This is a genomic window from Roseomonas fluvialis (genome assembly GCF_022846615.1).
In the GTDB taxonomy this organism is placed as follows: domain Bacteria; phylum Pseudomonadota; class Alphaproteobacteria; order Acetobacterales; family Acetobacteraceae; genus Neoroseomonas; species Neoroseomonas fluvialis.
The window spans coordinates 3,097,927-3,117,141 of the sequence record NZ_AP025637.1 but is presented as its reverse complement, the minus strand read 5'-3'; the positions used below and the strand labels follow the sequence as shown (position 1 = coordinate 3,117,141).

At 71.3% G+C, this 19,215-nt stretch carries 21 protein-coding genes; 9 read left to right on the top strand and 12 right to left on the bottom strand.

Features of this window, described 5'->3' with window-relative positions:
* Positions 1–18 precede the first annotated feature (18 nt).
* Together MWM08_RS15145 and MWM08_RS15140 are read left to right on the top strand one after the other, a co-directional pair.
* Positions 19–2,790, top strand: coding sequence for a phosphoenolpyruvate carboxylase (locus MWM08_RS15145; RefSeq protein WP_244407337.1), 2,772 nt, complete (start codon positions 19–21; stop codon positions 2,788–2,790).
* A gap of 160 nt (positions 2,791–2,950) precedes the next feature.
* Positions 2,951–3,631 (top strand): hypothetical protein, encoded by a 681-nt coding sequence (locus tag MWM08_RS15140; RefSeq protein ID WP_244407336.1) that lies wholly within the window; start codon positions 2,951–2,953, stop codon positions 3,629–3,631.
* Between the two features lie 105 nt (positions 3,632–3,736).
* Here the strand turns inward: MWM08_RS15140 and MWM08_RS15135 are convergent, their stop codons facing one another.
* Genes MWM08_RS15135 through MWM08_RS15115 form a run of 5 tightly spaced genes read right to left on the bottom strand, consistent with a single transcriptional unit; the run spans position 3,737 to position 6,606 of the window.
* Positions 3,737–4,150, bottom strand: coding sequence for a DUF3574 domain-containing protein (locus MWM08_RS15135; RefSeq protein ID WP_244407335.1), 414 nt, complete (start codon positions 4,148–4,150; stop codon positions 3,737–3,739).
* Positions 4,140–4,547, bottom strand: coding sequence for a hypothetical protein (locus tag MWM08_RS15130; RefSeq protein WP_244407334.1), 408 nt, complete (start codon positions 4,545–4,547; stop codon positions 4,140–4,142). The genes MWM08_RS15135 and MWM08_RS15130 overlap by 11 nt, the downstream gene beginning before the upstream one ends.
* Complete coding sequence (locus MWM08_RS15125) at positions 4,544–4,894, bottom strand: DMT family transporter (protein WP_244407333.1); 351 nt, start codon at positions 4,892–4,894, stop codon at positions 4,544–4,546. Before MWM08_RS15125 ends, MWM08_RS15130 begins: the two co-directional genes overlap by 4 nt.
* Positions 4,891–5,856 carry a glycosyltransferase family 2 protein gene (locus MWM08_RS15120; RefSeq protein ID WP_244407332.1) on the bottom strand — a complete coding sequence of 322 codons (966 nt, stop codon included), beginning with the start codon at positions 5,854–5,856 and terminating at the stop codon, positions 4,891–4,893. Before MWM08_RS15120 ends, MWM08_RS15125 begins: the two co-directional genes overlap by 4 nt.
* Positions 5,857–5,874: 18 nt before the next feature.
* Positions 5,875–6,606, bottom strand: a complete 732-nt coding sequence (locus MWM08_RS15115) for a class I SAM-dependent methyltransferase (RefSeq protein ID WP_244407331.1) — start codon at positions 6,604–6,606, stop codon at positions 5,875–5,877.
* Between the two features lie 169 nt (positions 6,607–6,775).
* Between MWM08_RS15115 and MWM08_RS15110 the strand changes: the two genes are divergently transcribed.
* The 3 genes from MWM08_RS15110 to MWM08_RS15100 all read left to right on the top strand — a co-directional run bounded on the left by MWM08_RS15110 (position 6,776) and on the right by MWM08_RS15100 (position 9,583).
* Positions 6,776–7,699 (top strand): DMT family transporter, encoded by a 924-nt coding sequence (locus tag MWM08_RS15110; protein ID WP_244407330.1) that lies wholly within the window; start codon positions 6,776–6,778, stop codon positions 7,697–7,699.
* A 103-nt stretch (positions 7,700–7,802) separates the two neighbouring features.
* Positions 7,803–8,708, top strand: coding sequence for a DMT family transporter (locus MWM08_RS15105; protein WP_244407329.1), 906 nt, complete (start codon positions 7,803–7,805; stop codon positions 8,706–8,708).
* The gene (locus MWM08_RS15100) at positions 8,705–9,583 is read left to right on the top strand and encodes an MBL fold metallo-hydrolase (protein WP_244407328.1); all 879 of its coding nucleotides are present in this window, start codon (positions 8,705–8,707) and stop codon (positions 9,581–9,583) included. Before MWM08_RS15105 ends, MWM08_RS15100 begins: the two co-directional genes overlap by 4 nt.
* 35 nt (positions 9,584–9,618) lie before the next feature.
* Here the strand turns inward: MWM08_RS15100 and MWM08_RS15095 are convergent, their stop codons facing one another.
* Together MWM08_RS15095 and MWM08_RS15090 are read right to left on the bottom strand one after the other, a co-directional pair.
* On the bottom strand, positions 9,619–10,080 hold the full coding sequence (locus MWM08_RS15095) for a GNAT family N-acetyltransferase (RefSeq protein WP_244407327.1): 462 nt from the start codon (positions 10,078–10,080) through the stop codon (positions 9,619–9,621).
* 72 nt (positions 10,081–10,152) lie between these two features.
* Positions 10,153–10,665 carry a histone H1-like repetitive region-containing protein gene (locus tag MWM08_RS15090; protein WP_244407326.1) on the bottom strand — a complete coding sequence of 171 codons (513 nt, stop codon included), beginning with the start codon at positions 10,663–10,665 and terminating at the stop codon, positions 10,153–10,155.
* Between the two features lie 144 nt (positions 10,666–10,809).
* Here MWM08_RS15090 and MWM08_RS15085 point away from each other — a divergent pair, with 144 nt between their 5' ends.
* Positions 10,810–11,181 (top strand): hypothetical protein, encoded by a 372-nt coding sequence (locus tag MWM08_RS15085; protein WP_244407325.1) that lies wholly within the window; start codon positions 10,810–10,812, stop codon positions 11,179–11,181.
* Between the two features lie 260 nt (positions 11,182–11,441).
* Here the strand turns inward: MWM08_RS15085 and MWM08_RS15080 are convergent, their stop codons facing one another.
* From MWM08_RS15080 to MWM08_RS15070, 3 genes are read right to left on the bottom strand one after another with little or no spacing between them, the layout of a single operon-like run.
* Positions 11,442–12,575 carry a bifunctional 2-methylcitrate synthase/citrate synthase gene (locus tag MWM08_RS15080; protein WP_244407324.1) on the bottom strand — a complete coding sequence of 378 codons (1,134 nt, stop codon included), beginning with the start codon at positions 12,573–12,575 and terminating at the stop codon, positions 11,442–11,444.
* Positions 12,572–13,081, bottom strand: coding sequence for a GNAT family N-acetyltransferase (locus MWM08_RS15075; RefSeq protein ID WP_244407323.1), 510 nt, complete (start codon positions 13,079–13,081; stop codon positions 12,572–12,574). Before MWM08_RS15075 ends, MWM08_RS15080 begins: the two co-directional genes overlap by 4 nt.
* Positions 13,082–13,088: 7 nt before the next feature.
* The gene (locus MWM08_RS15070; RefSeq protein ID WP_244407322.1) at positions 13,089–14,615 is read right to left on the bottom strand and encodes an MmgE/PrpD family protein; all 1,527 of its coding nucleotides are present in this window, start codon (positions 14,613–14,615) and stop codon (positions 13,089–13,091) included.
* Positions 14,616–14,720: 105 nt separating this feature from the next.
* Between MWM08_RS15070 and MWM08_RS15065 the strand changes: the two genes are divergently transcribed.
* A complete protein-coding gene (locus tag MWM08_RS15065) occupies positions 14,721–15,638 on the top strand; it encodes a LysR family transcriptional regulator (protein WP_244407321.1) in 918 nt (305 codons plus the stop codon).
* Here the strand turns inward: MWM08_RS15065 and MWM08_RS15060 are convergent.
* Positions 15,617–15,922: a hypothetical protein gene (locus MWM08_RS15060; protein WP_244407320.1), complete on the bottom strand. Its 306-nt coding sequence runs from the start codon at positions 15,920–15,922 to the stop codon at positions 15,617–15,619. The two genes, MWM08_RS15065 and MWM08_RS15060, sit on opposite strands and share 22 nt — an antisense overlap.
* A gap of 236 nt (positions 15,923–16,158) precedes the next feature.
* Between MWM08_RS15060 and MWM08_RS15055 the strand changes: the two genes are divergently transcribed.
* Both MWM08_RS15055 and MWM08_RS15050 read left to right on the top strand, forming a co-directional pair.
* Positions 16,159–17,550, top strand: coding sequence for a dihydroorotase (locus MWM08_RS15055; protein ID WP_244407319.1), 1,392 nt, complete (start codon positions 16,159–16,161; stop codon positions 17,548–17,550).
* Positions 17,534–17,824, top strand: a complete 291-nt coding sequence (locus MWM08_RS15050; protein ID WP_244407318.1) for a hypothetical protein — start codon at positions 17,534–17,536, stop codon at positions 17,822–17,824. The genes MWM08_RS15055 and MWM08_RS15050 overlap by 17 nt, the downstream gene beginning before the upstream one ends.
* 8 nt (positions 17,825–17,832) lie before the next feature.
* Here the strand turns inward: MWM08_RS15050 and MWM08_RS15045 are convergent, their stop codons facing one another.
* Positions 17,833–19,068 carry an MFS transporter gene (locus MWM08_RS15045; protein WP_244407317.1) on the bottom strand — a complete coding sequence of 412 codons (1,236 nt, stop codon included), beginning with the start codon at positions 19,066–19,068 and terminating at the stop codon, positions 17,833–17,835.
* Positions 19,069–19,215: the final 147 nt, after the last annotated feature.

The window sequence follows — 19,215 nt, the reverse complement described above, 5'->3', positions numbered from 1 at the left end:
CGGGTGCAGCATGACGGCATGGACGATGCCGCCGCGCCCCCCGACCTGCTCGCCCGCCTGCGCCGCGCACGCCAGGCCGCCGCGGCCGATCCGTTCGGCGACCCGGTGCTGCTGGTGGCGCTCGACATCAGCCGCGCGATCGACGAGGGGCGGATCACTCTCGATGACCTCGCTGCGCTGATCGCCGGCTTGGCGCAGGATGCGGCCGCCGACCGCGCCGCGCGCCTGCGCGCCTATGTGGGGCTCGGCGACGATGCCGCCGCCCTCGCCGCCGTCGCCGCGCGGCTGGTGCGCCCCGACCCCGAGGACAGCCCCATCCCTTTCGCCGCCTTCCGCGAGGCCGTGGAGCGCACCCGCTTCGCCGCGGTCTTCACCGCGCATCCGACTTTCTCGCTGCCGGTGCCGACCTCGACCGCCCTGGCCGCGGCCGCCTCCGGCGCGCCCTTGCCCGAGGGCCTGTCGCATCGCCCCGCGCCGGTGACGCTGGCGCAGGAATTCGACCAGGCGGCCGCGGCAATCGGGCGCGGGCGCGATGCGCTGGACGACCTCGCGGCGGCATTGCTCGGGGCGGCGCGCACGGTCTGGGGCGACCGCGCGCTGGCGCTGATGCCGCGCCCGGTCGTGATGTCGTCCTGGGTCGGCTACGACACCGATGGGCGCACCGATATCGGCTGGCAGGACACGCTGCGCTTGCGGCTGCGCATGAAGCGGCTACAGCTGGACCGGCTGGCCGAACGGCTGGACCCCCTCGGCGATTGCGCCGCGCCCATCGTGGCGCGCGCACGCGCGGCCTCCGCCATGGTCGCCGCGCAGGAAGCCGCGGCCCCCGAGAAGACCGAGGCCACCGCCGTGCAGGCCTTCGCGCGGGCCATGGTCGATGGCCTGGATGTCGCGCTCGCCACGCCCGATCCGCTGGTGACGCTTTTCCCCGCGGCGATGGAGGCCGCGCCCGATGCCGCTGCACGCGCCACGCTCGCGGTGCAGCGCGCGGGGCTGGTCGCGCATGGGCTGGCGCTGGCGCATACGCATGTGCGGCTGAACGCCTCGCAGATCCATAATGCGCTGCGCCAGCGCCTGGGGATCGGCGCCGCGCCCGAGGACCGGGCGGCGCGGCGCGGGCTGCTCGCGCAGGTGAATGCCGCGCTGGCCGAGGTCACGCCCCTGCCGGTCGACTACGGCGCGTTGCTGGCTGAACAGGCCTCCGCCGTGCGGCTGATGATGACCATCGCGCAGATGCTCAAGCACATCGACGCCAGCCAGCCGGTCCGCTTCCTGATCGCCGAAACCGAGACCGGCTACACGCTGCTGGGTGCGCTGTGGCTGGCGAAGCGCCTGGGCATCGCCGAGCGTATCGAGATCTCCCCCCTGTTCGAGACCGCCGAGGCGCTGGAACGCGGCGAACGCGTGCTCGAGGAAGCGCTGCGCTCCCCGCATTACCGCGACTACCTGCGCGCCCAGGGGCGGCTGTGCCTGCAGTTCGGCTATTCCGATTCCGGGCGCTATGTGGGGCAGCTGGCAGCGTCGTACCTGGCGGAACGGCTCAAGATCCGTCTCGCGGAGCTGCTGCGTCGGCATGCGCTCGACGATGTCGAACTGGTGCTGTTCGACACGCACGGCGAGAGCATCGGCCGCGGCGGGCATCCCGACAGCCTCGCCGACCGTTTCGCCTATCTCTCGCCGCCGGCCGCGCGTGCGGCCCTGGCGCATGCGAACCTGCCGCTGCGCGAGGAGACCGCCTTCCAGGGATCGGACGGCTACATGCTGTTCGGCACCGCGGCGCTCGCGCGCGCCACCATCGCGCGCATCGCCGAGCACGCCTTCGGCGCCCTGCCGACCGACCCCGACCCGATCTATGCCGAGGCCGACTGGGCGGCGGATTTCTTTGCCACCCTGCGCCGCGAAATGGCCGCGCTGGTCGAGGACCCGGGCTATGCCGCGCTGCTCGGCGCCTTCGGCCCCGGGCTGCTCGACAAGACCGGGTCGCGCCCTGCCGCGCGCCAGGTGGACGGCATGGGGGGCGCGCTGCGCATCACCCACCCGTCGCAACTTCGCGCCATTCCGAACAACGCGATCCTGCACCAGATGGGCTGGCTGGCGAACACGTTGCACGGCCTCGGTGCCGCGGCCGCGGCGAATCCGGAGGCCTTCGCCGACATGCTCGGCCGGTCGCCGCGCTTCGCCCGCGCGCTGGCCATGGCGGCGCGCGCGGCGGCGTGTTCCGATATCGGCGTGCTGCGCGCGGCGGTGGACATGCTGGACCCGTCGCCTTGGCTCGACCGCGCCGGCTTCACCAAGCGCCCCGGCCGTCGGGAGGCGCTGACGGCGGTGGCGACGGCGCTGGAACGGCTCGACCTTTCGCCGGCCACGCGGCGAATGTTCCGCCGCCTGCAGGCGGACCACCAGGCGTTGCGCGCCGCCTGGCCGGCCCTGCCGGAGATGCCCGACCGCCTGGTGCTGGTGCATGCGCTGCGGCTGTGCCTGGTGCAGCGGCTGTGGCTGCTGGCGGTGGCGCTGCCGGAATTCAGCCCGCGCCATGGCGCGACGCGCGACAGCCTGATCGCGCGGCTGCTGCAACTCGACGTTCCGCCGGTGCTGGACCTGCTCGGGCAGATCTTCCCAGCCGCGCCCGACCCCGCGACCGGGCTGGATTTCGCCGAACCCGCCGCTCCGCGCGAGGGCACGTCCTACGCGGCCGAGCACGCCGCCATCCTGGCACCCATGGCGCGCTGCTTCGCGCTGGTCCGCGAATGTTCGGCGGTGGTGAGCCACGAGGTCGGCGCCTTCGGCTGATACCTCCGTCGGGGAATGCGCGTGTCGGCGTAGCCACTAGAGGCGCGGAGTCGGCACGCACGCGGCCTTCGCCCCGGCGTGGCGCGCACCATGCCGCGCCGCCCGCCCGGCCTGAACCGCTTCCTTGGCCGCAGCCGCATCCCCGCGCGATACCCGGGGCATGATCCTGCGCGCGCTGGTCCTGTTCGCCCTGCTGATCGCGGCGCTGCCAGCCGCCGCGCAGGACCGTTGCCCGACGCGGCGGAATGTCGACTGCGCCGGTGCGGCGCGTGCGGTCGATGCCGCGATCGCCGGCGACCCCTGGCTCGCGCTGATCGACCAGGCACAGCGCATGCGCCTCGAGGAGGTCGCGCCCTTGATCGGCGATCCGAGCGCGACCGAACTCGCGGCCCAACAGGCCACCTGGCGGCGCAGCCTCTCGCGCGAGCTGTTCTTCCTCCCTGGCGGCGCGCTCGACGAACCCGACCCGCGCGCCGCGCTGCGCGGTGCGATGGAATATCGCCTCGTGCGGCTCATGCGCCTGCAGCACAATCCGCCGGGCACCATCGACGGCGAGTGGGTCGGCGTGCAGGGCCAGGTGGTGGTGGAGCGCGCCGGGGGCGGGCATTTCCGCGTCTCGGTCAGCACCGCCGATGTCCACAACCTTGCCTGGCTGTGCGACTACGACGGCGAGGGCGACACCCAGCGCGAGGAATGGATGCAGACGCGCGACGGCGTGCTGGAACTGCGGCGCGAGGGCGTGATGCTGCGCGTGCGGCAACTGCGCGCCGGGGCCGCGGAATTCTGCGGCGCGGGCGGCAGCATGTCGGGGCTGTACTTCCGGGTCGGCGAGGGGCGGTAGCGCAGACCCCGATCAGTTGGGCTCATCTGCTCGGGTGAAGATGCTCGCCACGACAGAAACCGAGAGGCGTTGCAACGCGCCAGGGCGCGCAAAGGCGGCTCCAGGTCAGAACCCGACGCAGGCGCCGCGATAGACCGTCAGCACGGATTGGTGGCGGAAGCGCGCCTTCCAAGCCTCCTCGACCGGGCGCAGGCGGGCGCGCGCGGCGGCGGCATCCGCACCTGGCAGCACCACCACCAGCACCTTGCTGGCTTCCGACAGGATGGTGCCGTCGGGCCGGCGCCACTGGCCACGGCCATCCAGCGCGGTAAGGCCATCGGGAAAGGCCGGCGTGACGGTCCCGGCGAGGAAGTCGCGCCACTCGGCCTCGGTGATGTCGGGGCCGTCGCGGCGCGATCGGCCGAAATACGCCTCGGCCACGGTCGCCTGGGTGGTGCCGTCGGGGCAGGCGGGCGCGGGCGGCGTGGCGCAGGCCGCCAGCAACGCCGGCAACAGCAGCCAAGCGCGCTCAGTGCGCAAGGCACGCCGGCAGCAGTTGCGCCTCGACCGGGGCGGCGGGGAAGCGGGCGGTCCAGGCGCGCATGATGCTGACCACGGTGTCCGGGAGCGGCGGCGGCGCGTCGGGGCTCCAGGCGGCGCGGACCTCGGCGAAGACCGACCGCGTGCGCTGCGGGCGTGGCTGCGTCACCGGCGCTTCGTCGCGCTGGGTGACGGCGGTGCGCAGGACGGGGTCGAGGATATCCGCGCGGAAGGTGGCCCATTGCGCCTCGGTCACCGCATCGCCTTCGGGCAGCAGCAGGCCGAAGCGCAGATGCGCCAGCACGCCAGCCCGCGTCCCCGGCAGGCACGGCGTCAGCGCGGCGGCCGGCCGCGCCGCCAAGGCCACCAGGCCCAGCAGCGCGCCACGGCGCCTCACGCCGTCGTCGCCAGCAGCGCGACGCCCGCCGAGATCAGCCCGATCGCCGCGATCTTCTGCACCCCCAGCGATTCCCCGAACATCGCCCAGCCGATGACGGCGATCACGACATACGACGCCGCGGTGCAGGGCAGCGCCACGCTCATCGGGATCTTGCGCAGCGCCACGATATACAGGAGCGCGGCGCCGCCGTAGCAGACCAGCCCGACCATCGTGGCCGGGCGGAACAGCTGGTCGATGAAGCCGCCCGCCGCCTCGACCGCGGTATTGGCCCCGGACTTTAGCAGCACCTGCCCGACCAGCGAGGTGGTGATGGCCGCGGCCAGCGCGATCCAATAGGTCATCATGACGTGCGGTCCTGCGGCGCGATCACCTGGCGCACCACGCCCTGCGGCTTGCCGTTCGCCGACATGAAGGCGCGCCCGACATATTCGCCCAGCACGCCCAGGATCATGAACTGCACCCCCGCGATCAGCAGCGTGACCGTCATCAGGGAGGCCCAGCCGGACGGTGTCTCGCCGATCAGCGCCTCGAAGATCACGTAGGCGGCGGCGATCAGCCCCAGGACGCCCATCGCCACCCCCGCGAACACCGCAAGGCGCAGCGGCAGCACCGAGAAGTTGGTCGCGAGGTTCATCCACAGCCGGATCAGCCGGCGCATGGTGTAGTTGGACCGGCCCTCGACGCGGGCGAAGTGCTTCACCTCGATGCTGTCGAGCCGCTGCGTCACCTGCATCAGCAACCCGTCGATATAGGGGTAGGGGCCGCGATACTTGACCACCTCGGCCACCGCCAGCGCCGACATGCAGCGGAAGGACGACAGGTAAAGCCCCTTCGGCTTGTCCATCAGCTGGTCCGCCACCCAGTTGGCGAAGCGGGAGCCGATGTTGCGCCAGCCCTCGTGTTCCTTCACCGCGTAGCGCGTGTAGACCACGTCGAAGCCGCCCAGGCGCGCATGGTCGTAGATGCGGACCACCTCCTCGGGCGGGTTCTGCAGGTCGTCGTCCATGGTGATGACGTAGGCGCCGCGGGCATGGCGCAGCCCGGTCATGACCGCGTTGTGCTCGCCGAAGTTCCGCGCGTGCTCGATGTAGGTCAGCGGGATGGTCGCCGTGCGCGCCAACTCCCGGCAGACGTCGCCCGAATTGTCCGGGCTGCCGTCATTGACCAGGATGACCTCGATACCGCCCTCGGGCTTGAGGTCCGACAGGGCAGCGACCAGCGCGCCCACCGTGGCCGCGCCGCGGTAGACCGGCACGACGATCGACAGGCCGACCGGATGCACGATCCCGGCCGAGGTAGTGGACATGGAAAGGCTCTCCGACATTCAGGGCCGCGTCGCGACCATCAGGATGGACCCGCCTGCAGGATAGCGCAGGCCGAGGCGGGCAAGGGCGCGCTCGGCCGCCGTCACGCCATGCAGCGTGGCATCGAGCCATGGCGGGAAGGGGGCGACGTCACTGGAATCATGCGCGGCGTCGGATTTCAGGACCTTGCGCTGCAGGATCATCAGCGGGAGCAGCAGCGCGTTCCAGTAGCGCGCCTCGATGGCCGCGAATCCAGCGCTGGCGACCAGTGCGCGGGCTCCGCCGGCGGTGAATCGCCGTGAGTTGTGGACACGTTCGTCATGCGCCGAATGCATCCAGTTATAGGCCGGAAGGTTCAGCACCAGCGTCCCGCCCGGCGCGAGTACCCGATGGAACTCCGCAAGCGCGGCCGGCGGATCCACCGCGCGATGGCATAGAACGTCGCAGGAGGTGAGCGCCCCGAAGGCGGCATCGGCGAAGGGCAGGCGGTTCGCATCCCCCGCCGCCACCGTCGCGCCGGACTTCGCCGCCGCCCGCAAAGCGGCGGCCGGGTTGAACTCCAGCCCCGCCAGCGGCCGCGCCAGCGGCACCAGGCGCGCCAGCAACCCCCCGGTGCCGCACCCGGCATCGAGCACCACGCCACCAGGCCCCGGACGGCGCAGCAGCGCATCCGTCACGCGGGCATGCAGGGCACGGTACCACCACATGCGCGCCTCGGCCGCGTCCATCAAATCGTATTCGTCGGGTTCCACGGGGAGGCAGCATTGCACCGCAGCAAGGCTGGAACATGGCAGGCGCGGTTCGATACGTATGCGGGTTCGTGTTGCTTCCTGCGCGCATCGCCCCGAGGATGCGCAACCAACTCCATGATACGTCCATCGAACCGCTTCCTCACCCTGCCGGCGCACCGCGGACTTGGCCGTGACTGAGACCGCACGCCTGCGCATCCGCGGCCTCAGCGTGCCGACCGGCGCCGAATCCGTTCGCGGCATCCTGCTGATCCTGTCGGCCTACCTGGTCATCACCGGGGCCGATGTGGCGGTGAAATGGGCGCTGCCCGAAGTGGGCGTCGCAGTGTCCATGATCGCGCGCGGGGTGATCGGCGCGCTGGCCGTGCTCGCCATCACGCGCGGGCGCGGCATCGCGCCGGTCAACGGCAGGCTGCTCGCGGTGCGCGGGGTGTTGCATTGCGGCGTCTCGGCCACCTGGTACTGGGCCTGGCTGTCGGGCATGGCGCTGGTCGATTCCTATGCCATCGCCGCCGCCGCGCCGCTGCTGATGACGCTGCTGGCCATCCCGATGCTGGGCGAGCAGGTGCGGTGGCGGCGCTGGACCTCGACCCTGGTCGGCTTCGGGGGCGTGCTGTTCATGCTGCAGCCCGGCGGGGACCTGTGGCGGTTCGAGACACCCTTCCTGATGGTGGCCGTGGTGGCGATGGCGGTGACGCGCATCTGGACGCGCGTGCTGTCCGCCACCGATACGCCGGGGGCGATCGCCTTCTGGCTGATGATCGCGCATATTCCGATGGGACTGGTGCTGCTGCCTGCCTTCCCGGCGCCGGACACCTTGCCCGGGCCGGGCGTGATCGTCGCGCTGGTGTTCTTCGGCGTGGCCAATGCCATCGCGCATATCCTGTTCGCGCGCGCCTTCGCGCTGGCCCCGGTCTCGGCGCTCGCGCCTTACGAGTATTCGCCGCTGCTGATCGGGGGCATCTTGGGCTTCCTGATCTGGGTCGAGATACCGGCCTGGACGACGGTGGGGGGGGCCGTGATCGTGATCGTCGCCGGGCTGTACAACCTGCATCGCGAGAGGGTGCGCCGCGCCCAGGAACGGCGGGACGGCTAGAGCGCATGCCGTTCGCCAGGGCTGACGCCGTGCACTCGGCCGATGTGTGTTTCCGAGCATCTCCATCCGCCCGAACGGTTCCGCTCGTGCGGGTGATGCTCTAGTGCCGCTGCGCCACGACATCCGCCGTGGCGCCCTGCTCATGCTCGGCGCCACGGCGCTCTTCACCATCATGTCGGCGCTCATCAAGGGGCTGAGCGAGAACATCCACTTCGTCGAGACGATGTTCTTCCGCTCGGCCTTCGCCCTGCCGGTGATGTTCGTGATCGCGGCGCGCGGGCGGAACTGGGGGCTGCTGCGCACCAGGCGCTTCCCGGCCCACATCGTGCGCGCCTTCACCGGCACCATGGCGCAGGGCTGTTCCTTCTATGCGCTGACCGTGCTGCCGCTGGCCGAGCAGACGGCGCTGACCTACACCACGCCGCTGTTCGTCACGCTGCTGTCCATCCCGTTCCTGGGCGAGAAGGTCGGCATCCATCGCTGGTCCGCCGTTCTGCTGGGCTTCGCGGGTATCATGGTGATCGCGCTGGGGGATGGCGCCTTCCAGGGCAGCGGACCCAACCAGGTCGTGGCGATCGGCATGGCCGTGGCGGTCGCGCAGGGGGTGTGGTCGGCCGCCACCACGCTGCTGGTGCGTTCGCTCTCGGCCACGGAATCCTCCGCCACCATCGTGCTGTGGCAGTCGCTGCTGATGACCGCCTTCACCCTGGTGGCGCTGCCCTTCTTCTGGACCACGCCGACCTTCTTCGAACTGTTCCTGCTGGTGCTGGTCGGGCTGATCGGCGGTGTCGCGCAGATCATGCTGACCGAGGCGTACGCGTCGGCCCAGGTCTCGGCGCTCGGGCCCTATTCCTACACCTCGATCCTGTGGTCGGTGGCGATCGGCTGGGTGGTCTTCTCGGATGCGCCGGGCTGGAGCACGCTGGGCGGTGCGGCGCTGATCGTCGCCTCGGGCCTGTACATCCTGCACCGCGAAATCAGGCGCGCCCGGCAGCGGAGGAAAGAATGAGCATCCCCTTCCTGAAGGACGACACGCTGCCGCCGGGCGAGGTGCAGCAAGTGGCGCCCGGCGTGCGCCGCGTGCTGTGCGGCAATCCCGGCCCCTTCACCTTCCGCGGCACGAATACCTGGATCATCGGCGAGGGACCGTCGGTTGCCGTGCTCGACCCCGGGCCCGAGGATGCCGACCACCTGCGCGCCATCCTGCGCGCGACGCAGGGCGAGCGCATCACCCACATCCTCGTCTCCCACACTCATCGCGACCATTCGCCGGGCGTGGCCGCGCTGCGCGAGGCGACGGGGGCGACCAGCTTCGGCTTCGGCCCGCACCTGACACCACCCGACCAGGGCGGGGAGGGCGGCGACCATTCCTTCCTGCCCGACGTGACGGTGCCCGATGGCGGGGAGGTCGGCGGGCTCGGCTGGTCGCTGCGCTCCATCCACACGCCCGGCCATTGCGCCAACCATCTGTGCTTCGCGCTGGAGGGCACCGGCATCCTGTTCAGCGCCGACCACGTCATGTCGTGGTCGACCACCGTGGTCAGCCCGCCGGATGGCGACATGGCGGCGTACATGGCGTCGCTGGCGCGGCTGCGCGCGCGCGACGACCGGCTGTTCCTGCCTGGCCACGGCCCGCCGCTGCCCGAGCCCCAACCCTTCATGGCCGCGCTGGCCGCGCATCGGATCGAGCGCGAGGCGATGGTGCTGGAGGCGCTGCGACGCGCGAAGCGCGCCACCGCGCGCGACCTGGTCGGCGCCGTCTATGGCCCTGCGCTGGATGAGCGCCTGGTGCCGGCGGCCGCACGCAGCCTGCTCGCGCACCTGATCAAGCTGGCGGCGGAAGGCCAGGCGATGCGTGAGGGGGAGGCCTTCGCGGCCACCTAGCGCAGCGGGGCGCCGCCCGGGGCGGCGCCCGCGCGCTACAGGGAGGCCTCGCGGTCCAGCCGGATCACGTAGGACCGCCAGTCGGCGCGCTCGGCGATGCGTTCGTACAACGCGATCGCGCCGTGGTCGGCCTCGGGCACGATCCAGCGCAGGTGGGACCACCCACGTTCGCGCCCCAGCGCGACAAGGGCGCCGATCATCGCGCGGGCGATACCCTTGCCGCGGCGATCGGCGCGCACGAACAGGTCGTCGAGCGCGCCGCAGCGCCGTGCGAAGACCGCCTCGGGCAGGTCGAAGACGATGGCGAAGGCAAGGATGTCTGCCCCTTCAGTCGCTGCCAGCACCTCGGTGCGCGCATCGGCGGCGAGCAGCGCGGCAGCGGCCGCCCCGGATGCGGGGCGAGATCCCGCCAGTGTGTCGCGCATCTCGGCGGCGTAGGCCTCGAGCAGCGGGGCGAGGCGATGGCGCTGGTCCGGCGGCAGGGCGGCGATGATCATCGGGGTCTCAAAGCGAAAGGGGCGCCGCCCGCTTGCGCGGACGGCGCCCCGACGCCGGGATCGGCGCTGTCGTCAGCTCGCCGTGGTGTCGGACGCGGGCGCTGCCGCGGCGGCGGCGGCGGCCTTCTTCGCGGCGCGCGTGGCGGCGGCCTTCTTCGCGGCCTCCGAACGGGCCGAGGACTTCACGGCAGGCTTCTTGGCCGCGGCCTTCTTCGGAGCGGCCTTCTTGGCGGCCGGCTTCTTGGCCGCGGCCTTCTTCGGAGCGGCCTTCTTGGCGGCCGGCTTCTTGGCGGCGGCCTTCTTCGGCGCGGCCTTCTTGGCAGCCGGCTTCTTCTTGGCAGCGGCCTTCTTGGGCGCGGCCTTCTTGGCGGCGGCCTTCTTCGGCGCGGCCTTCTTGGCAGCCGGCTTCTTCTTGGCAGCGGCCTTCTTGGGCGCGGCCTTCTTGGCGGCGGCCTTCTTCGGCGCGGCCTTCTTAGCGGCCGGCTTCTTCTTGGCGGGCGCCTTCTTCTTCGCGGCGGCCATCGCCATCGCCTGGGCGCGCGGCTCGGCGCCTTCGGCGTCGGTGGTCTCGATGATGTCGGTCATGATGCGTGGTGTCTCCATGCGTTCCGGTGAAGCGGGGACGTCGCGCATCGGCGCGCAGGCCCCGGGGGGTACAGCAGATGGGCGCGGGCGGATGCGAAGCGCGCGGATCCCGTCGCGCGCCGTCGTTCCCGTGCGGTGAGCCCCATGATGCAGGCGCCGGTGCGACGTGCGGTGGTGTTCCGCCGCGCGCTGCCTCCGACCTCTCGGCCGTCCATGCCGTGCACCGTGGCGGTGCCGGCTGGCGGTGCCGGATGGGCGGTGTGGTGCGCCGCCTGTCCGATGAGCCTGCGGTCCATGGACCGTCCTTCCCTGCTGCGGCGTTTCAACCCATCGATGCGTCGTTCGGTTTCACTGCATGCTGCCGCGACGATGATCGTGCGGCGCGTGGTGCAGAACCAATCCGACGAATCGCACAAGATGATTCGCGCGCACATCACGCTATCTGCACGCGCAATATGTGTGTCAACAGAATCCGCACATGCGCGCGCGCAAAATGCGCGTCGTCGCTCATCGTGATCCATCGGTGTTGCGTGCGCGTCGCGCTTTTCGCGTCGCGCGTCGTGTGCGCGGTCGTGCATCGTGGCGCGATCATGGCAGCGGGACGCGCACACTCGCGCGTCCCAAAAGCGCGAGACCCGCGCGGTGTGCGGGCGCTCGACGTGCCCGACGTGCCGGCGCGCGACCCGCCCGCCGCACCGACGTGCAACCCGCCCGCCGACGTTCGCGCGCTACCCGCGCGCCGCGTTCGCGCGCTACCCGCGCGCCGCGTTCGCGCGCTACCCGCGCGACGCCAGCGGCACCACCGCGCGCTCCGTCACGCCGGTGTAGTGCGACAGCGGGCGGATCAGCCGGTTGTCCGCACCCTGTTCCAGCACATGTGCCGCCCAGCCGGTGATGCGCGAACACACGAAGATCGGCGTGAACATCGGGATGTCGAAGCCCATCAGGTAGTAGGCAGGCCCCGCCGGGAAATCGAGGTTCGGGTGGATGTTCTTCTCCGTCAGCATGACCTGCGCCAGCACGGCGGAGGTCTTCATCCACCGTTCATCCCCCACCACCCGGGCCATCACCTCGGCGTATTTCTTCATGGTGGGCACGCGCGAGTCGCCGGTCTTGTAGACACGGTGCCCGAAGCCCATCACCAGCGCCTTGTGGTCGAAGCGCTCGCGCAGCCAGGCCTCGGCCACGTCGGGGGAGGGGATCTCCTTGAGCATGTGCATCACCGCCTCGTTCGCGCCGCCATGCAGCGGGCCCTTGAGGCTGCCGATCGCCGCCGTGATCGCCGAATGCATGTCCGACATGGACGACGTGACAAGCCTGGCCGTGTAGGTCGAGGCGTTGAAGGTGTGCTCGGCATACAGGATCATCGAGACGTCGAAGGCCTTGATGACCTCCGGCGCCGGCACCTTCCCGAACACCATGTGGAAGAAGTTCTCGCAGAACGGCAGGCCCTGGTCGGGCGCGATCGGCGCCAGCCCCTTCGAGATCCGGTTGGTCGCCGCCACCGCGGTCGGGATCTTGGCCAGCAGGCGCATCGCCTTGCGCCGCTGCGCCGCGTCCGAGATGTCCGCCGCCTCGGGGTCCTCCATGCCCATGAAGGACACGGCGGTGCGCAGCGCATCCATCGGGTGCGCGGATTTCGGGAATTCCGCCAGCACCCGCAGCAGGGTGGGGGATAGCGCGCGGTTCGCCTTCTCCTGCGTGCGGAAGGCGGTGAGCTGCCCGGCGGTCGGCAGTTCACCGTGCCAGAGCAGATAGGCCGTCTCGTCGAAGGACGCGTTCTCGCACAGGTCCTGCACCGGATAGCCGCGATAGGTCAGGGAGTTCGTCTCCGGCATGACCTTCGAGACGGCGGAGACATCGGCATAGACGCCGACCAGGCCCTTCCGGATGTCGGGGGTGTCGCTCATGGGGTTGCTCCCGCTTGCTTGCGTGTGATGACCGGAGCCGCGCCATCCCTGACGAACAGGATGTCGGGCTCTCCTTCCTCCGTGCCCGCGCCGTCGCTCGTGGCGGCGATGCGGAAGCCATGCGATTCATAGAAGGCCCGCGCGCCGGCATTGCGCGCGATGCAGAACAGGCTGAGGCGCGACCCGAGTTCGGCGGTCGCCTCCACCAGCAGCCGCGACCCGATCCCGCGCCGCGTCCAGGCCGGGTCGAGATAAAGGTGCAGCACCATCGGCCCATGCCGGTCGTCCTGACCGTAGCCGATGTATCCGACCGGCCCGTCGCCGTGGTCGGCGACGCGGACCGCGTGACGCACCATCAGGACCGTGGCGATCCAACGCGCCACGTCGTCGATGCCATGGGCTTCGCGAAGCCCCGGCATGGCAGCGGCGCGGGCGGCGTGGTGCAGGCGCGCGAGGCTCAGCGCATCCGACACCCCCGCCGACCGCAGCCAGACCGCCGCGCCCATGCTGCCCTCAGAAGATGCCGGGCTTGCTGTCGAGCAGCCCACCGGCCGGCAGCGCCACGTTCAGCGCGCCGAGCTCGCCCGCCTTCAGCCGCGGCAGGTCCTGCACCACCTCGAGGAAGCGATTGGCCTCGCGAGTCGACAGGATGCCCTCGGTCAGGGTGCGGAACTTGCCGATGTACTGGTCGCGGGCGAAGGGGCGCGCGCCGTTCGGGTGCGCATTGGCCACGCCCAATTCGTCGACGATGCGGCTGCCGTCCTTCATCACGATCTCGACGCGCCCGCCGAAGGCCAGCTCGTCAGGGTCCTTCGAGTGGTACTTGCGGGTCCACTCGGGATCTTCCTTCGTCTCGATCTTGTGCCACAGCCGCACCGTGTCGGCGCGCCCGGCACGCTTGGGCGCATAGCTGTCCACGTGGTGCCAGCGCCCGTCCTGCAGCGCGACCGCGAAGATGTACATGATGGAATGGTCGAGCGTTTCGCGCGACGCCTTCGGGTCCATCTTCTGCGGGTCGTTCGCGCCGGTGCCGATCACGTAATGCGTGTGGTGGGAGGTGTGGATCACAACCTTTGCGATGTCCTCCATGTCGCGGATCTGCTCGCGCATGCGGAACGCCAGGTCGATCAGCGCCTGCGACTGGTACTCTGCCGAGTGTTCCTTGGTGTAGGTCGCCATGATCGCGCGCTTCGCTTCGCCGGCCTCGGGCAGCGGCACCTGGTAGTAGACCGGGCCGTACACGTCGCCGCGGTTCGACCGGCCGGCCAGCACCCAGGCGATCACGCTGTCCTCGCCCTCATATATAGGAGAGGGCGCGCCCTCGCCGCGCATGCAGCGATCGACCGCCTCGACCGCCAGCTTGCCGGCATGGGCGGGGGCATAGGCCTTCCAGGAACTGATCTCCCCCTTGCGCGACTGGCGGAACGAGACGGAGGTGTGCAGCGCCTGCTGGATCGACTGGAACACCACCTCCTGCTTCAGCCCCAGCAGCGTGCCGATGCCGGCCGCGGCGGCCGGGCACAGATGCGCGATGTGGTCCACCTTGTGCTCGTGCAGGCAGATCGCGCGCACCAGGTCGACATGCAGCTCGTAGCCGGTGGCCAGGCCGCGGATCAGGTCGCGCCCCGACTTCCCCATCGCCTGCGCCACCGCGAGGATCGGCGGGATGTTGTCGCCCGGGTGCGAATAGTCGGCGGCGAGGAAGGTGTCGTGCATGTCCAGCTCGCGCACCGCGGTCCCGTTCGCCCAGGCCGCCCATTCCGGGGAGACGGTGGTCGCCGCCTTCACGCCAAAGACCTGCGCGCCGCCCGCCTTCTTCGCGTGCCCCAGCGCCATGCCGCGCGCCGAGACGACCGGGCGGCGGTTGATTGCCGCGATCGCGACCGACGCGTTGTCGATCACCCGGTTGATGATCATCTCCTGCACGTCTTTCTCGACCGGGACCTTGTCGACGGCGACGCCGGCCATCTTCCAGGCGAGCTGGTCCTCGCGCTTGAGCAGCGACTTGGACGGGTGGACCTTCACGGGGTGGAGTTTCATCGGCGCGCTCCCTTGGCGAACGAAGTTCGGCGCGTTTTGTGCGCCCGTCGCGCGTGATCGTCCAATCCGATTGACCGCGCGGCCGAATAGCATTTCCGTATCGCGATGGATTTTCGCCTGGTCCGACGCCTCGGACATTTCCTGGCCGTGGCCGAGGAAGGTCACTTCGGCCGCGCCGCCGCGCGCCTGGGCATATCCCAACCGCCGCTGACGGCGCAGATCCAGGCGCTGGAACGCGAACTGGGCGTGCGGCTGCTGGAGCGCACCGGCAAGGGCGCGCGCCCCACGCGCGCGGGCGAGGCGCTGCTGCCCCTCGCGCGCCGCGTCGCGGGCAATGCGGCTGATCTCGAATCGCTCGCGCGGGAATTGCGCGCGGGGCGCTCGGCGCCGGTCGCGCTCGCCTGCGTCACCTCCGCCTTGTTCGACTACCTGCCCCCGCTGGTGCGCGCCATGCAGGCCGCCCGCCCCGACGCCGCGATCGGCGTGCGCGAGATGGACACCGCGGACGCGCTGGAAGCCCTGCGTCGCGGCGAGGTGGATCTGGCGCTGCTGCGCGCCGACCGCGAGGTGGCCCCGATCCGCCTGCGCGCGCTCGGCGAGGATTGCCTGGTCGCCGCGCTGCCGCGGGGCCATCCGCTGCTCGACGGCCCCGACCCGCTGCCGCTCGCGCTGCTGGCCGAGGCGCCGATGCTGGTGCTGCCGCGCGCGATCAGCCCGGCCTATTCCGATGCCATGACGGCCGCCTGCCGCGCCGCCGGCTTCGCGCCTGTCGCGGTGCGCGAAGTCGGTTCCGCCATGGCGCAGCTCGGCTTCGTGGCGGCGGGGCTGGGCGTGGCGCTGGTGTCGGAGGGCATGGCGCGGCTCAACCCGCCGGGTGTCGCGTTCCGGCGCCTCGCCGGCCCAGTGCGCGGCGTGGGCGTCGCCCTCGCCTGGAATGCGGAGCGCGAAAGCGACGCGGTGCGCCAGGCGCGCGCCATCGCCGAGGCGACCTGGCCGAACCGTCAGAACCGCGCGCCCACCTGAAACACCGCGGCCAGCAGCAGCGCCGCATAAGGCAGCGTCACCGCCGCGAGCAGGCCGAGTGCCAGCACCGCCTGCCCCGACGCGCCCTGCCGGCGCAGCACGAGGCCCCGTCGCATCAGCAACGCCGCGCCCACGACCAGCGCGACGTGCAGCGCGACGCGCACCCCGCCGCCATGCCCGCGCAGCCATCCCGGCAGCCAGGTCAGCAGCGGCAGCGCCAACGCCAGCACGCCGGCGCCGGCGGCCAGCACGAGCAGGCGCCATCCGGCCTGCGCGGGGATCAACGCAGGACCCGCCGCTCGATCTCGCGCAGGGTGTCATCGCCCTGCAGGGTGATGAAGGCGGCGACATACGCGGCAGGCAGCGGCATCCGGCGATGGTCCATCGGCGCGGCGGCCGCAGCAAGCCGCACAAGCGGGTGGCGTGTCGCCCTTTGCATGCGGCGCGCTCGCGCCGCGGGGTGGGCATCCGGCGCGGCAGGCGGTAGCGTCCGGCACGCGAATTCCCGGGAGCCCCTTGCATGTCCGAAGCCACCCCCTTCGACCGCGTGATCCGCGGCGACATCGTCCTCACCGACCGGGTCCTGCGCGACGGCTATGTCGCGATCCGCGGCGAGACGATCGCCGCGATCGGCGAGGGGCTCAGCCCGCCGGCCAAGGACATCGTGGACTTCACCGGCAAGTACGTGCTGCCCGGCCTGGTGGACGGGCACATGCACACGGCGTCGTCGCGCGGCTGGCCGGGCATCAGGGGTGCGTCGCGCACCGCCGCCGCCGGCGGGGTCACCACCTGCGTCGACATGCCCTACGACGTGCCGCGGCCGGTGACCGATGCGTCGATCCTCGCCGAGAAGATCGAGCAGGTGAACGCGCTGTCGCATGTCGACATGGCGCTGTACGGCACCATCAAGAAGGAAGGCGGCATCGACGCCATCGCGGGCCTGGCGGAAGCGGGCGTGTGTTCCTTCAAGCTCTCTACATATGAGTATGACCCGGTGCGCTTTCCGCGCATCGACCACCCGACCATGGTCGCCGCCTTCCGCGAGATCGCGAAGACCAACCTGATGGTCGCGATCCACAACGAGGACCAGGAGATCGTGGTCCGCCTGACCGAGGAAGCGAAGGCCGCCGGGCACACCCAGCCCATCTGGCACTGCCGCACCCGCCCGCCGCTGTGCGAGACCATGGCGGACCTGGAGATCTTCGAGATCGGCCTCGAGACCGGCGCGCACGTCCACATCGCCCATTCATCGCTCGCGCGCGGCTTCGAGATCGCCGAGGTGTTCCGCAAGATGGGCGGCAAGGCGTCGGGCGAGGCCTGCATCCAGTACCTCTGCATGACCGAGGAGGACATCATCCGCCTCGAGGGCTTCGGCAAGTGCAACCCGCCCTTCCGCACGGCCGAGGAAGTTAACCGCATGTGGGATGCCTTCGCGGCCGGTCAGATCGCCTATGTCTCCACTGACCACGCGCCCTGGCCTTACGACCGCAAGGTCTACAAGGGCGACATCTTCAGCGTCGGCGCAGGCCTGACTGGCATGCAATCCTTCGCCCCGCTGATGTACACGCTGCTGAGCGAACGCTCGATGCCGGTGACGCTGATGGCGAAATACTGCGCCGAGCGTCCGGCGAAGTTCCACGGCCTGTTCCCCAAGAAGGGCGCGATCCGTGTCGGCTCCGACGCCGACTTCGTGGTGCTCGAGACCGGTGACTTCACCTTCGACGCCAAGGACATCCAGGACGACGAGGATGCGCGCTGGTCGCCCTATGACGGGCGGCGCGTCTCGGCCCGCGTCGCCGCGACCTATCTGCGCGGCGCCTGCATCTGGGATGGCAAGGCCGTGCTGGCCACGCCGGGCGTCGGGCGCTTCGTACCGCGGCAGCACAACGGGACCTATGTCGGGGAAGACTAAGCCGCCGCGCCACTGGGTGAAGCGCCCGCCGCGGCCCTCGCGCACCGGCGCCGCCGCGCCGCCGCCGCGCGTGAAGCCTGGCTTCGGCCAGGCCGCCCTGGCGATCGGCGCGGGCCTGGTGCTCGGGCTGCTGGGGGCGAGCCTGGCGGCGCAGGCCGGGCTGCGCGAGGGCCTGCCGGGCCTGATGGCCGGCAGCGGCTTCTGCCTTGGCAGCGTTCTGGTGTGGCGGGCCTTCGGCGGCACGCTGCAGGATGTGCGTGACCTCTGGAAGTAGCCTGCCGGTCAGCCGGCGCGCATCGTCGCCGCCGTGACGGGCACGCGCGGCCGCGTCTCGCGCATCGCGATGGCGAAGAACACTGCGCCCGCCGCGGCTATGCCCGCCAGCGTCAGGAAGGCGGCATCGTAGCTGCCGCGCGCCGCGACCTGGCCCGCCAGCGCATTGCCCAACGACGCACCAAGCCCCTGCGCCACCGCCAGCAGGCCCAGCACCGCGCCGAAATGCCCGGACCCGCGCGTGAGGTCCGCGACCATCAGCGGCAGCAGCACGCCGAACAGTCCCGCGCCGATGCCATCGAGCAACTGCACGCCGACCAGCCAGAACGGATCATCCGACACGGTGTAGAGAAAGCCGCGCAACGGCAGCACCGCGAAGCCCGCCAGGAACAGCGCCTTGCGCCCCCAGGCATCGGCGCGTGCGCCGGCCAGCCACGACGTGCCGACCATCACCACCTGTGCGGCGACGATGCAGGCACTCATCAGCGCGGTGCCGCGCGACGGGTCGGCGATCGCCATCACCTGGCCGACCAGCGGCAGCATCGGCGCATTGGCGCAGTGGAACACCGCGACCGACACCGCCAGCACCAGCAGGCCGCGCTGGCCCATCAGCTCGCGCCAGCCGCCCTGCGCCGATTGTCCGGGGGCGAGGCCCCGCGCGAGCCGCTGGTCGACCTCCGCGGCCGGGATCGACACCGTCGCGAGCAGCGCGGCGAAGGCCATCAGCCCAAGGATGACGAAGACCGCGACGGGGCCGACCACCAGCGAGGCGAGCCCCGCCGCCGCCGCGGTCGCGGCATTGCCGGCGTGGTTGAAGGCCTCGTTGCGGCCCATGCGGCGCGCGAAGCCTGCCGGCCCGACAAGCCCGAGCGTGAGCGAGGCGATCGCCGGCGCCACGATGGCCGCGGCGATGCCGGCGAAGACCTGGGAGGTCGCGACCACCCCCCAGTCCGGTGACACCAGGATCAGCAGGCAGGCCACGGTGATGGCGATGGTCGCGCCCATCAGCATGGCGCGCTTGTCGGGCAGCGCATCGACCAGCAGCCCCGCCGGCGCCTTGGCCAGCAACCCAGCTATCCCGGCGGCGGCGAGCACCGCGCCCACTCCGCCGGCATCCCAGCCATGAACGGTGATGAGCCAGATGCCGAGGTACGGCCCGAGCCCGTCGCGCACATCCGCGAGCGTGAAGTTCATGGCATCGAGCCCGCGCGCGGCGCGCGTGGAGGGCTGTCGGATGTGTGTCACGCGGCGTTCGATCCAGGGGGGCGGGCGCACAACGCGCGATCCGGCAGGAAGTTCCAGGTCCTGCCCGTCATGTTGCGAAGTCGACCGGGCTGGAGGACCATGCACCGCCGTCGAGGACGCCCCGCCATGGCGCTGCCACCGCACTGC